Annotated in this window: 10 protein-coding genes; 6 read left to right on the top strand and 4 right to left on the bottom strand. The window is 60.0% G+C overall.

Annotated features, from left to right (window positions below; translation table 11 throughout):
- Positions 1 to 148 precede the first annotated feature (148 nt).
- Together Q0C28_RS16275 and puuE are read right to left on the bottom strand one after the other, a co-directional pair.
- Positions 149 to 652: an ureidoglycolate lyase gene (locus tag Q0C28_RS16275; protein ID WP_293577375.1), complete on the bottom strand. Its 504-nt coding sequence runs from the start codon at positions 650 to 652 to the stop codon at positions 149 to 151.
- On the bottom strand, positions 649 to 2,064 hold the full coding sequence (gene puuE / locus Q0C28_RS16270; protein ID WP_293577374.1) for an allantoinase PuuE: 1,416 nt from the start codon (positions 2,062 to 2,064) through the stop codon (positions 649 to 651). Before puuE ends, Q0C28_RS16275 begins: the two co-directional genes overlap by 4 nt.
- Before the next feature lie 178 nt (positions 2,065 to 2,242).
- Between puuE and uraH the strand changes: the two genes are divergently transcribed.
- On the top strand, positions 2,243 to 2,614 hold the full coding sequence (gene uraH, locus Q0C28_RS16265) for a hydroxyisourate hydrolase (protein WP_293577373.1): 372 nt from the start codon (positions 2,243 to 2,245) through the stop codon (positions 2,612 to 2,614).
- Between the two features lie 31 nt (positions 2,615 to 2,645).
- Here uraH and Q0C28_RS16260 read toward each other — a convergent pair whose 3' ends face one another.
- Complete coding sequence (locus tag Q0C28_RS16260; RefSeq protein ID WP_293577371.1) at positions 2,646 to 3,572, bottom strand: LysR family transcriptional regulator; 927 nt, start codon at positions 3,570 to 3,572, stop codon at positions 2,646 to 2,648.
- Positions 3,573 to 3,721: 149 nt separating this feature from the next.
- Here Q0C28_RS16260 and Q0C28_RS16255 point away from each other — a divergent pair, with 149 nt between their 5' ends.
- The 3 genes from Q0C28_RS16255 (at position 3,722) to Q0C28_RS16245 (ending at position 10,706) form a co-directional block, all read left to right on the top strand.
- Positions 3,722 to 4,954 carry a urate hydroxylase PuuD gene (locus Q0C28_RS16255; protein WP_293577369.1) on the top strand — a complete coding sequence of 411 codons (1,233 nt, stop codon included), beginning with the start codon at positions 3,722 to 3,724 and terminating at the stop codon, positions 4,952 to 4,954.
- 95 nt (positions 4,955 to 5,049) lie between these two features.
- Complete coding sequence (locus tag Q0C28_RS16250; protein ID WP_293577367.1) at positions 5,050 to 6,957, top strand: BamA/TamA family outer membrane protein; 1,908 nt, start codon at positions 5,050 to 5,052, stop codon at positions 6,955 to 6,957.
- A gap of 131 nt (positions 6,958 to 7,088) precedes the next feature.
- The gene (locus Q0C28_RS16245; protein ID WP_293577365.1) at positions 7,089 to 10,706 is read left to right on the top strand and encodes a translocation/assembly module TamB domain-containing protein; all 3,618 of its coding nucleotides are present in this window, start codon (positions 7,089 to 7,091) and stop codon (positions 10,704 to 10,706) included.
- Between the two features lie 62 nt (positions 10,707 to 10,768).
- Here the strand turns inward: Q0C28_RS16245 and Q0C28_RS16240 are convergent, their stop codons facing one another.
- A complete protein-coding gene (locus tag Q0C28_RS16240; RefSeq protein ID WP_293577363.1) occupies positions 10,769 to 11,716 on the bottom strand; it encodes a glucokinase in 948 nt (315 codons plus the stop codon).
- 156 nt (positions 11,717 to 11,872) lie between these two features.
- Here Q0C28_RS16240 and Q0C28_RS16235 point away from each other — a divergent pair, with 156 nt between their 5' ends.
- Complete coding sequence (locus Q0C28_RS16235) at positions 11,873 to 12,952, top strand: glycosyltransferase family 2 protein (protein WP_293577361.1); 1,080 nt, start codon at positions 11,873 to 11,875, stop codon at positions 12,950 to 12,952.
- Positions 12,949 to 13,935 carry a glycosyltransferase family 2 protein gene (locus Q0C28_RS16230; protein ID WP_293577359.1) on the top strand — a complete coding sequence of 329 codons (987 nt, stop codon included), beginning with the start codon at positions 12,949 to 12,951 and terminating at the stop codon, positions 13,933 to 13,935. The genes Q0C28_RS16235 and Q0C28_RS16230 overlap by 4 nt, the downstream gene beginning before the upstream one ends.
- Positions 13,936 to 13,941 lie beyond the last annotated feature (6 nt).

Below are 13,941 nucleotides of genomic sequence, written 5' to 3'. Positions count from 1 at the left end.
TCAGGCGTATCGGAGCCAGAACCTTCGACCAGATGTTCGACGCGCTTGCCGAAGTCTGCGACCTCTTCACCCCAGACGAATGCTACAACTACTTCTGCGATGCAGGATATGCCTCAACATAAGGGCTCAATGCATTAGGGTGGCTGCGCTAGGGCCGTTGCACCAGGAATGGATCGTCAAACCAGTGCTCTTCCAGGTTCCGGCCCGGACCAATGCGGTCCACAACGGCAAACAGCCCTGGCGCATGCAAAGGTGTCAGCACACCGTGCCATGTGCCACGGTGAAAGTTGATCGCCTGTCCGGGTTGCGTTTCAAAGGCGATGGGCTGACCCGGCTGGCCCGTGGCGCCTGCCCCCCCTGATACGTTCGGAGCCACGATCACCAAGAAGCCGTGTTCGCTCATTGGGATAAACGCCTGGCTGCCCTCCGGGTGCCGCTCCACCATCTCCAGCTGGAGCGGCAATTGCCGGGGCTCGGCCTGAAACAGGCTCAGTCCAGCGCGCCCATCGGAAAAGGCCATCTCTGCGCGGTCGTGAAACCGTCCACACAGGCCCTGATTGATGACTTTGTCCGGGTCACCTGAACAGTCGATCAGATCACCGAAGGGGGCAAAGGCCGCCGCGCTGATGGGTTGGATCGGAATCACGTTCATGGCAGCAGATCCGCCAACCGGATCTCTGCGATCCGTTCGACCTGCCTGCAGGCCTCTGCAAATTCTGTTTCTCCATCATGGTCGATACGGGTTTCAAACTGCTGCAGGATCGATGCTTTGTCATGGTCGCGCACCGCAATGATGAAGGGAAAGCCGTGTTTGTCGACATAGGCCGCATTCAACGCGCTGAACTGCGTGCGCTCCGCATCGGTCAGCGCGTCCAAACCGGCGGAGGCCTGCTCTGCCGTGCTTTCTGCGGTCAGTCGTTTGGCCGCGGCCAGTTTGCCAGCCAGATCGGGATGGGCGCGTAGCACCCCCAGCCGGTCCTCGCGCTCAGCCGAGCGAAAGATCCGGCAGAGCGCATTGTGCAGGCCGACCGCGCGATCATGGGCTGGTCCAAGTTCGAGGTCAAAAGCCCGATTTGCAATCCAGGCCGAATGCTCAAACACGCCGCCGAACGCCTCGACAAAGGCCGCTCTCGCCATCTGGCTGGGCCGGTTCCGGCGCTGGTGCGGATGGGTCTGCGCCCAATGTGTCGCAATGTCGATCCGGCGGGCGCACCAGACATCTTTAAAGGCGCTGATGTAGTCCAGGAACCGCTGCAGCCCTGCGGCCTTGCCCGGACGACCAACCAACCTGCAGTGCAATCCGATGGACAGCATCTTCGGCGCACCAGCCGCGCCCTCTGCATAGAGCAGATCAAATGCGTCTTTCAGATATTGATAGAACTGCTCTGCGGTGGTGTAGCCCGGTGCTGTGGCAAACCGCATATCGTTGGCTTCCAGCGTGTAGGGAATGATCAGCTGATCGTGGTCGCCAACCTCAATCCAGTGGGGCAGATCATCATCATAGGTATCGGACACATAGTCGAACCCGCCCTCTTCCGCGACAAGACGGACCGTATTTTCGCTGCAGCGTCCGGTGTACCAGCCACGCGGCCGCTCTCCGACCACTTCGTTGTGCAAACGGATGGCTTCGGCGATGGCCGCGCGCTCATCCTCGACCGCCATGTCTTTGTGTTCGACCCATTTCAGCCCATGCGAGGCAATTTCCCAATCGGCGGCTTTCATGGCGGCCACCTGTTCTGGCGAGCGGGCCAAAGCGGAGGCAACGCCGTAAACCGTGACCGGAACCTTGGCCGCAGTGAACATGCGATGCAGGCGCCAGAACCCGGAGCGCGCGCCGTATTCGTAAATCGATTCCATGTTCCAGTGCCGCTGACCGGGCCAAGAGGCCGCACCGGGGATGTCGGACAAGAATGCCTCGGACCCTGCGTCGCCATGCAAAATGTTGTTTTCGCCGCCTTCTTCGTAGTTCAGAACAAATTGAACCGCGATCTTCGCGCCCCCCGGCCAGGCAGCATCAGGTGGGGTGGCCCCGTAGCCGATCATGTCGCGCGGGTATCTGTTCATCTTCGAAAGACCTCTGTCAGTGGTGCGTGCCCCTTACTATGGCAGAAGACAGCGATGATTTTTCAAATTTTGCCAAATAGACTATCACCATGGGCGGGTTTGCAGTGTGCCGTTGGTTGCGGCAGATGTTTCAGGCCGACAATCAGGTCAACTTTCGGGCCAACAAGGGAGTTTTGGTATGAGCATCACCGCAAACGCAGGCTTTTTGACGACCCATGTTCTCGACACAGCGCGCGGCTGCCCGGCAGCGGGATTGACCATCCATTTGTACCGGCTTGAGGGCGAGGCACGCCAGCTTCTGGCGACGATGCAGACAAATGCTGATGGTCGGACCGACAGCCCGATCCTACCTGCAGCGACATTCACCACCGGGCAATATGAACTGGTGTTTGAGGCCGGTGGATATCTGCGCGACAGCGGTCAGGCCACGGGTGATCTGCTGTTCTTGGACGAGGTACCGATCCGCTTTGGCATCACCGAGGCCGACGCCCATTACCATGTGCCGCTGCTCCTGTCGCCATTTGGCTATTCCACCTATCGCGGCAGCTGATCCCACGGCAGGGCCAATCACAGCGGTTGTCCTAGCCTGAGGACAGATCTGCCTTGTTGCGCAGGACATCAGATAGATGGCCGATCATATGTTCCATGAACAGGCGGGTCTTTGGATCCTGATGGCGACGATGAGTGTAGAGACAGGCCAGCTGCACGGGCACCGGCGGTGTTTGGGTCGCAACCGGGATCAACCGACCCGCTGCGATATGATCCACCACTTCGAATTCGGGCTTTAGCACGATGCCCTGCCCTGCCAGCGCCCAATCGGTCAGCACATCGCCATCATCGCATTCATATCGCCCGCTGACGGCAAACCGCCGGGGCCCGTCTGGTGTCTGCAGCAACCATTGAAATTCATTTGCACCGGGGAAGCGGAGATTCAGACAATCGTGCCCGTCTCTCACCAGCGCATCGCCATCGATCGGCAAGCCACGGCGAGTGATATATTCCGGCGCAGCGCAGAGCACTCTTGGGCAATCGGCAATTTTGCGGATTCTGAGGTTGCTATCTTCGGGTTGGCCAAGGAAAAACGCCAGATCCAGGCCCTCGTTGGTCAGATCCACTGACCTGTCCGTCAGCCGCAGACGCAGCTTGATCTCTGGATACTGATCAAGAAATTGCGGCACTTCCGGTGCCAACAACCGCCGCCCTAGCCCCAGAGGCGCCGCCACAAACAACGTCCCGCGCGGTGTTTCGGTCAAATGCATGACCTGGGCCTCTGCAGCATCCACCGCATCCAGCACCGCCACAGCGCCATCATAAAACGCCCGCCCCTGTTCCGTTGCCGTCAGGTTGCGTGTGGTGCGTTGAAACAGACGGACGCCGAGGTAGTCCTCCAGCTGTGAAATCCGCGCCGATGTCACCGCCGGTGATACCCGAAGATCGCGCCCGGCCGCAGACATGGAGCCCAATTCATAGACGCGAACAAAGGTTCGGATATTGTCGAGATAGGACATGGCGCGGCCCGCGATTGTTTCAGTTTTTTTGATACAGTTTGGCAGTATACGGGAATACCGAATAAACTGCCATTTGCCTAGGGTAACCAGACGGCTGGCCGAATAGGCCAGTGGTTCACCTGCCGACAAAACGCGAAGGACAAGACCTGATGTTTGAGCTGCTGATGATCTGGGATTGGCTCGGCTTTGCCATCCGTTGGTTGCACGTTATCACAGCCATCGCCTGGATCGGCTCGTCGTTTTACTTCATCGCGCTGGACCTGGGTCTCCGGCAGGCCCCCGATCTTCCACCCGGCGCCCATGGTGAGGAATGGCAGGTGCATGGCGGTGGCTTCTATCACATCCGCAAGTATCTGGTGGCTCCGTCCGAGATGCCAGACCATCTCACCTGGTTCAAATGGGAAAGCTATTCGACCTGGCTCTCCGGGTTTGCGTTGTTGATGGTGGTTTATTGGGTCGGGGGTGAACTCTATCTGATTGACCGGACAAAGGCCGATCTGGAGCTGTGGCAGGGCATCCTGATTTCAGCCGCCACATTGTCCATCGGCTGGATCGTCTATGACCAGCTGTGCAAATCCGGGCTGGCCGAGCGACCGACGCTGTTGATGATCTTGCTGTTCGCTCTGCTGGTCGTCATGGGCTGGGGGCTCAATCAGGTCTTCACCGGGCGCGCCATGATGCTACATCTTGGCGCTTTCACCGCTACGATCATGACGGCCAATGTGTTTTTCATCATCATGCCAAATCAGCGGATCGTAGTGCAGGATCTGCAAGAAGGGCGCACACCAGATGCCAAATATGGCAAAATTGCCAAGCTGAGATCGACCCACAACAACTACCTCACGCTGCCGGTCGTGTTTTTGATGCTGTCGAACCACTATCCTTTGGCCTTCGCGAGCGAATACAATTGGGTGATTGCGGCGCTGGTATTCCTGATGGGCGTCACCATTCGACATTATTTCAACACCCGGCATGCCCGAAAGGGCGATCCCAGCTGGACCTGGCTTGCCGCGACGCTGTTGTTCCTTGGGGTGATTATCCTGTCCTCGCTCGGTCTGGAACACGAAGGCGATGAAGCCCCTGCACAGGCTGAGCTCACTGGCACGGCTTTGGCGATGGCAAACACCGAAGGGTTCGGCGAAGTCCATGAAATTGTTCTGGGGCGATGCAGCATGTGCCACGCCCAGGAGCCATTTTGGGATGGCATTCGCACCGCACCCAAGGGCGTCCTGCTGGAGACCGAAGCAGATGTGGCCAGCCGGGCGCATGAAATCTACCTTCAGTCCGGGGTCACCCACGCCATGCCACCGGCCAATATCACCTATATGGAACCCGAGGATCGGGCAGCGATCCGCGCCTGGTTTCGCGCCGCCCAGATGTAGGCAATTCATGGCCGCAGCACCGCCTGCGGTCTGATTGCCGTTTTCGATGGGCAGGCCCTATGCTAGGGCTACGTAAGGCGTGAAGCGATGGGTGTATGGCACTACAGCTGTGGCTGGCCGTGTCCATTACCGTGTCCGGAGCATCTATGCCCAATTGCCGTTTCCGTCAGACTGCATCTGCTGTTCTCTCGCCGGGCCATGCCGGTTTGGCCAAAGGCGTGCGCGCCCTGTGCCTGACGGCTTTGATCCTTATGGGTTTCACCGGCGCTTCGAACGCGGTGGAGGCGCGGCTGCAAGCCCCCGGTTCCAGCGATGAACTAAGAGACCGCCTGCAAGGGGCCTCTGCGGTTCTGGCGGCCAGCGCGCGGGGCGAGACGGAGGTGCAGCCGCTGCTGGCGGCGGCCCTGTCCGACTATCGGACCCTGGTGCAGGTGCTTTATGATCAGGGGTATTTCGCGCCGGTTGTGCGCATCCGATTGGATGGCAAAGATGCGGCCTCGATCCAGCCGTTGAACCTACCCAAAAGCGTCAATGACATCGCCATCTCGGTCACTGCGGGACCCCAATTCAGGTTCGGTCAGGCCGAGATCACACCACTGCCGTCCCCGCAATCCTTCGATCTCCCTTCGGATTTTGCAACGGGTCAGGTCGCCACCACAGCCGTGCTGCGCGATACGGCCACTGCAGGCGTCGAAAACTGGCGCGCTGCAGGTCACCCGCTGGCCAAAATCGGCGGTCAGTCGATCACCGCCGTGCACGCACAGGCGCGGCTGAACGCTCGCCTAAGGCTGGCCCCTGGCCCAAAACTGCGGTTTGGTGATTTGCAACTGGCGACCACGTCTTCGGTGCGCCCCGATGCGATTGCCCGGATCGCTGGGTTTCCCACCGGTGAGACATTTCACCCGGATCAAGTGGCGCAATCCGCAACCAGGTTGCGGCGCACGGGGGCATTTGCCTCCGTATCAATCCGACCTGCAGAGCAAGCCAACCCAGATGGAACCCTGGATTTTGCCGCCAGCATCGAAGATTTGCCGCCGCGCCGTCTCACATTTGGGGCCGAGCTCAGCTCTTCGGATGGGCTCGAAATCAGCACCAGCTGGACCCATCGCAACCTGTTCGGAGCCGCTGAACGGCTGCGGTTTGAAACCCGGCTCACCGGGATCGGCAGTGCCAATGATCTGGACGGACGCATCGCCCTGCGACTGGATCGCCCGGCTGTCTTTGGCCCCGATGACAACCAGTTTTTCTTGCTCGAAGTCGACCGGCTGGACGAAGAACACTTTGACGCCACGCAGGGATTTGGAGCGGTCGGGCTGCGGCGGGTTTATTCAGACACGATGTTCGCGGAGGCCGCAGTCGGCTTTGCCAGTACCCTTGCGGACGATGTTTTTGGCAAGCGGCGGTTCAAGTTCCTGCTCGGGAGACTGCGGCTTGAGCAGGATCTCAGAGACAGTCGTTTGAATGCCACCAGCGGCACCTATCTGGATGCACGCGTGCTGCCGTTCATCGGCATTGATGGCAGCAAATCTGGTGTGCAACTACGCTTTGATGGGCGGGTTTATCAGTCGCTTGGCGCCTCTGATCGCATTGTTCTGGCCGGACGCCTGCAGCTTGGCTCTGTGCTGGGGCCCGACCTGTCGGAAGTATCGCCGACGTTGTTGTTTTTCTCCGGCGGCGCAGGCTCAGTGCGGGGGCAAGAATTCCAGTCGCTCGGGGTGCCTGCGGGCAACGGCATATCCGGTGGCCGCGGCTATCTTGCGCTGTCAGGTGAAATTCGCGCCCGTTTGGCAGAGCAATTCACCCTCGTGGGGTTCTATGATGTCGGCTTGGTCGACAGCAGCAGTTTCGTGTCGTCAAACTCTGCACGTCATGCCGGTGCCGGGCTGGGCCTGCGCTATGACGTTGCCGGGCTTGGTGCCATCCGGCTCGATCTGGCCTATCCGGTAGATGGGGGCACGGAGGATGGTTTGCAGTTCTACATCGGCATAGGACAAGCGTTTTGATCCAACGATACAGATACCGACACCGCCCTTTGTGTCATCGGCTGGACCCACAGGACCCACAAACAGGGTCTCACGCATCCCGTTGCAGGTGGCACGCACCTGCATATCTTGCACTGGTATTGACGGTTGTCTTGGCCCTTTTCGGATCAGAGGCCGCAGCGCAGAGCGAGGATGAGCGCGGCGGTTTTCTTGTCGATTTCCTCGAAGACAACCTGTCAGGTGAAAACCGCGCCGTCACCGTCACCGGACTGGAGGGCGCGCTGTCGTCCCAGGCCAGCGTGGAGAAGATCACAGTTGCCGATGACGACGGCGTCTGGCTGACAATCGAAGAGGCACAGCTGGATTGGAACCGGCTTGCGCTGTTGCAGGGAGAGTTGTCCGTCAATCAACTGACCGCGCAGCGGATCGTTGTTAGCCGCACGCCACAATCACCGCCGGGGGCTGCGGACCTCCCTGCCCCGGAAGCGACTCCCTTTCAGCTCCCCGATCTGCCTGTGTCCGTTCAGATCGGCACTTTGGCCGTGGCCGAATTAACGCTGGAAAAGCCAGTTTTGGGAACCGCTGCAGATTTTCGTCTGAACGGCAATCTGGCTCTGGCTGATGGCGCTTTGAACAGCGCTTTGTCGATCAGCCGATTGGATGGCAGAGATGACGAACTGCGCCTGAACGCCCAGTTTTCCAATGCCACCCGCGAACTCGCCCTAGATTTGGCCCTGCATGAAGGTCCTGGTGGCGTCCTTTCCGCGGCCTTGGACCTGCCCGGCCAACCGGCAATCGACCTGCAGGTCAAGGGCAGCGGGCCCACAACAGATTTTGTTGCCGATCTTGGGCTGAAAACCGATGGCATTGACCGGCTCGCCGGACAACTAACGCTTGCAGCAGTGGCGTCAGGGACAGAACCAGTTGCAGAAAACGCCGCTGCAGAGACGCAACCGATTGCGTTTTCGGCCGATCTCGCCGGGGATATCACTGCGTTATTGCAGCCAGAATTTCAGCCGTTTTTCGGCCCCAACACCGAGGCCCGTTTGCGCGGGCAGTCGGATGGTGATGGCGGGTTCCGCCTGGATCAACTGAGCCTGCAGACAAATGCGCTGACCGTCACGGGTTCCCTGCAAACCTCGGATGGCGGAGTGATCGACGCTGCAAAACTTGACGCAAATATTACGCCACCGAATGGGGCAGCCACCGTAACGCTGCCCATCGCTGGCGGAGCGACCACACTGGGTGCGCTGACGATCGAGGCGCAAAAACCGCAAGGACAAGATTGGCGCATTGTAGCCCAGGCCCAAGAGATCACCACAGCGGATCTGTCGCTGCGGCAGGCCGACCTGCGCATGTCCGGAACTGTGCTACAAAGCAACGGGTTTGAACTGGACGGCCTTATCGAAGCCGAAGTCGAAGGTTTGGCCCCGAACGATCCTGCCCTTGCACAGAGCCTTGGAACTGCGATTGCGGTTTCCAGTCGGATCACCACAATGGGCCCCGAAGCCTTGCGCCTTGATGCGCTGGACATGCAGGGAAACGGCTATCGACTGCGCGGCGACGTCTTTGTTGACGCGCTGACGACGGATGCACGGATCGGCGGCGATCTGCGCGCGGAACTGGCGGATCTGTCGCAACTGTCTGCGCTGACCGGGCAGCAATTGGGTGGCCGCGTTTCTGCCGATCTTGCCGGAGCCTTTGCGCCGTTGTCTGGAGCGTTCGATGTTGATCTGTCTGTTCTGGGGCAGGATGTGTCTGCTGGGATCGCAACCGTTGATGATCTGCTGGATGGTACCACGACGATCACCTTGCGCGCTGATCGCAGTGAAGCAGGTGTTCAGATTGATCAGTTCAAACTCGACAGCGCAGGCCTGTTTGCGGCAGCCAAGGGCGATCTGAACAGCACGAACGGTAAGCTCCATATGGAGGCAACGCTGAAAGACCTTGGGGCGTTCCTGCCACAGGTTCCTGGTGCGCTGTCGCTGGAGGCGGATTTGACCCGGCAGGAGCAGACGATTGCTGGCACCGCAAGCTTGCGCGGGCCAAATGCATCTGCGGTCAATTTGCAGGGCAACGTGGATCTGGATGGCGACAGCGATCTAACCTTTGATGCAAGTATCAACGCATTGGAGCGGTTTGTGCCAACCCTCAAAGGCGCGGTCGCTGCCGGCGGTTCAGCGACGCGGCGGGCGGGCAGTTGGACATTTGACAGCAACGCCACCGGCCCCGCAGGGTTTGTAGCCAAACTGGACGGCACCGTGCAGGAGGATCAGGGCGATGCCACGATCCAGTTTGACGCCGCTCTCGCAGAACTGGAGCGCCTCGTTCCCGAACTGGTCGGACGCCTGACGGCAACCGGACAGGCAGAGCGGCGCGCTGGGATCTGGCAAATCGACAGCCGCGCGGATGGTCCCTCAGGGGTGGCCAGCACAGTTCAAGGCAGCTGGAACGAACAAAGCGGTGAGGCCGATATTGCCGCAAAAGGCCAGCTACGGCTGGAAGGGGTCAATCCGTTCATCGCCCCCAACCTGCTGCGCGGAGCAGCGAGCTTTGATCTGGCCCTGAAAGGCCCGCTCGGCTTGGACGCCCTGAGCGGCGACATCCGCAGCACAGGCGCGACATTGGCGTTGCCAACCGCCGCCCTGCGATTGGACGACATTGCCACAAGCCTGTTGATCCGCGACGCCCAAGTCACGTTGCAGCTGTCGGCGCGCCCCTCAGACGGCGGCAGCCTGCGGGTCTCCGGCCCAATTCGCCTGACCGCGCCGTTTGACAGCGATTTGCGGATTGGGCTGACGGATGTGGTTCTGACAGACAAGCTGTCCTATGACAGCAGGCTGTCCGGCGCTCTGCAGTTCGCAGGTGGTTTGATCGGGGAGAACAGGCTGGCAGGCCGCATTGATGTCGCCGAAACCAATATCAATCTCGCCACGGCAGGCGGATCCGTGACCGCAGCACCGATCCCCGATATCCGGCACACTGGTGATGATGCCGCAACCAGAACAACGCGCAAAAACGCGGGACTGTTGGACCAGGAAAATGGCTCTGACAGTGGTGATGGCGGCGGTCGCACCCAGTTGGATGTTGTCATCAACGCGCCCAATCGCATCAACGCGCGTGGCCGAGGTGTCCGGGCTGAGCTGGGCGGTCAGGTTCATCTGCGCGGCAGTACGGCTGATTTGGCCCCGGCAGGTCAGATCAGCCTGATCCGCGGCACGTTCGACATTCTTGGCCGGAGGCTGGTCCTGGATGAAGGCCAGATCACGCTGCAGGGAGACCTGCGCCCGTTTTTGATGCTGCGCTCCACGGCAAGCACGGCGCAGGGCACCGCCACACTCGAGGTATCGGGACTGATCGACAGTCCACAGATCCAAGTCACCTCGGATCCGGATCGCCCCAGTGAAGAAGCTCTGGCCTTGTTGCTGTTTGGCGAAAACATCCAGGATCTGTCGCCCCTTGCGCTGGCACGTCTTGCCGCCTCCGTCGCGCGGTTGAGCGGTCGTGGCGGTGGCGGCTTTGTCGAAGACGCGGTGCGGGATGGCACCGGGGCCAGCAATGTGGAACTGGGCCTTGATCAATTGGGAGCCGGTCTTTTGGATATCGGCGGCTATATCTCTGACAACGTTTACACCGACTTGAACGTCAACACCCGTGGCGACAGTGAGCTGAGCATCAACCTTGATGTCAGCAATTCCCTCACCGTGACGGGCACCGTTGATGGACAGGGTGAAACCGGGCTCGGACTGTTTTTCAAACGGGACTACTGAGCGCGGGTCTGTTGCAGGCACATGAGCAACCCCGCCAACGTCAGCTGGTTGACCGTGAATGATCAGGCAGCCGCAGCCTTTTCGATGGCGCAGCGGGCCGCACCGCTGACACCTGCGGCATCATCGGTGATCAACCAAAGCGGCGTGGTCTCGCATCGCTCTTGCACCCCACGCGAGGGTTGCAGGAATTGCTCCAAGAAAACCTCCCGTGCCGGGGTGCCAAGGACACCGCGCGCAACGCTGCCTGCAAAGAAGATCCCCATGCCCGGCATGTAGGTCGGCACCAGCTCACGGGTGAACTGCCCCAACATCTGCGTCCAGCTCAGCACTGTTTTGGCGGCCGCACCATTGGGATCATCCAGATAGCTTTGGACAATCTGCGCGCCCCCTTCAGCGGGCCTGCCGTGCAGCACCTGATGATAGCGCACCAATCCACGACCCGAGAACAGGTCCTCGTTGGTTGCAAAATTGCTGACTCCATCACCGACCAGAGATGACAGAGTTTCGCGCACCGGCGCAGACATGTTGGCATGGCCCAGCTCGGCCTCGGCGGTTTGGCCAGCAAGACTGAGAGAGACATTGAAGCCGGTGCCAACACCAACAACCAAAGACTGTGTTCCGCGCTGGTGACCCGCATGCAAGGACGACAGTTGACCGGGCATCAAAATTGGCAAACCGTGCCCTAGAGCGGCCAGATCATTGATCACCGCAACCGTTGCGCCCGGCAACAGATTGAGATGTTCGCCCAACCCCGCTGCCGTGCCTGCCCAGTTGCGGTTTGTCAGGCGATACTCGTCGCCATAGACTGGCCCTGCCACCGCAATGCAAGCACCAGACAGTTGGGGCAGATCGGGCTGTGCACAGTAGGCCGACAGTACATCATCGAGGCTGCTGAAACTGTCATTGGAAAAACTCTGCAGCGCTGTTACCCCGATCTCGGGACCAGCCAGTGCCAGGCGGCTATTGCTGCCACCCACATCGCCAACAAGCACTGTAATCTCCGAGCTCATGCGCCCCGCCTTTCCAATTGTTCGAATTTTGCGAGACACTGCCGTATTCGGCGGTTAAATGCAATTGACAGCCAGGCAAAATATTTAGCGCTAACAAAAATCACAGGAAGATCTTGAGGCCGATGCGCCCGACCATAAGGACGTGTAACACAGACCATGACTGATCAACCGACACCGCAGCCAAAAATGGCTTTTACAGAATGGCTGTCTCAGCGCGTGGTCGGGATCGCCAATCGTCATCTGGTTGCGCGCTGGGATCGCTTTCGGTTTCGCCGTCGGTTGCGGCACCTGTCCGGCCCAACAGGCCCATCTGGGCAAACCGACGATGTGACAGTCATCGCTCTGATGAAAGACGGCGGCTATTATCTGGATGTGTTTCTTGACCACTATCGCAGATTGGGCGCTGCGCATTTTGTGTTTTGCGACACGGGATCCACCGATGGCGCAATCGAACGTTTGGCCCAAGAGCCGGATGTGACCGTGCTGCAATGCACACTGCCCTGGGGCCGGTTTGAGAACATCTTTCGCAATCACGCTGCCCATCAATTTGCGCAGGACCGGTGGTGCCTGTTTGCGGATATGGATGAAATTCTTGAACTCGGCGACAGCCGTGACGCCACGTTGCCCGCGATCACCCGGCAACTGGATCGTCTCGGTTATACCGCTTTGATGGCGCAGATGCTGGAGATGTTTCCTGATGGGCCGCTGGCGCAGACAGCCCAACTGCCTTACCGCGAGGTTCAATCCGAATTCATCCACTACGATATCTCAACTGTGGCACAGCTGCCCTACGCGAGCGAGGCCACTGGCCTGTCGGGTCTGCTGAGGATGAATCAGCTGCCGCCATCCAGCCCGCCGTACATGCAATTCGGCGGCATCCGCGCCCGCGTTTTTGGCGAACACTGCTGTCTAAGCAAACACCCACTGGTCAAAGTGGTTGATGGCGTTGCCCCAGCGATCCATCCGCATATCAGCACCGGTGTGCGGGTGGCTGATCGCATGGCGTTGCTCAAACACTACAAGTTTGCAAATGATCCCATTCAACGAGATCAGGAAACCCAGGCTGCAGCCACCATCAAACATGGCGAGGATGGATTGCGATTGGCAGGATTTGCTGACAACCCGGATCTGTCGCTTTGGTCTGAAACCGCGCAAACATATGCCGGGCTTCAGCCTCTTTTGGCGGCTAGGTTTCTGCAGGGCAAAGCGGCGCATCAGCCGGAGGATACCCCATGAGTGCGGCGCCCTCACCATCACCGTCAGCCACGGCAAAGGCCCGCATCGAAGCGGTTGTGATTGGCCGCAACGAGGGGACGCGCCTGCTGGCCTGTCTGGACAGTCTGCGGGATCAAGTGGATCGCATCATTTACGTCGATAGCGGATCAACAGACGGCTCGGTCGCAGCGGCAAAGGCGCGGGGCGCCACTGTGATCAACCTGGACACGGAGATCAAATTCACCGCCGCGCGGGCGCGAAATGCCGGATTGGCCGCGATTTCAGACAGGTGTGATTTCGTGCAGTTCGTCGATGGTGATTGCACAGTGGTCGATAACTGGGTCGCGGCGGCGGTGGGTCACCTGCAGAGCGACCCAACATGTGCGGTGGTCTGTGGCCGGCGGCGTGAACGCCACCCTGATGCGTCTGTCTATAACCGCCTATGCGATTGGGAATGGGACACGCCCATAGGACCGACACGCGCCTGCGGAGGCGACGCGCTGATGCGTGCGACGGCACTCCGGCAGGTTGGCGGCTACCGCGATGAGTTGATCGCCGGGGAAGAGCCAGAACTCTGCTTGCGGCTGGCGCGCAATGGCTGGAGCCTCTATCGGGCAGATCTGGAGATGACGCTCCATGACGCCCAGATGCTTCGATTTGGCCAGTGGTGGCAGCGCAGCCGCAGAGCCGGGTTCGCGTTTGCGGAAGGGGCCGCCCTGCATGGCTCTGGCCCCGAACGCCATTGGGTGGCCGAAACCCGTCGCGCCCTAATCTGGGGCGCAGGGATTCCTGCTGTGTTGATGCTGGTTGCCGCAACTGCCGGGCCCGGCGCCGCGTTGGGTGCAGCCATCTACCCGCTGCAGTTTCTGAGGCTCTGCCGCAAAATGCCAGCCGAGGTGGCGCTGTTCTCTGTCATTGGGAAATTTCCCGAAGCGCTGGGTGTGATCGAAGCGCGATGGTTGCGGCTGCGCGGACAATCGCGCGGATTGCTGGAATACAAATAGCCGCGC

Origin of the sequence: Phaeobacter sp. (assembly GCF_022825805.1) — a bacterium.
Taxonomy (GTDB): Bacteria; Pseudomonadota; Alphaproteobacteria; order Rhodobacterales; family Rhodobacteraceae; genus Phaeobacter.
This window is presented reverse-complemented; position numbering and strand designations above follow the sequence as displayed.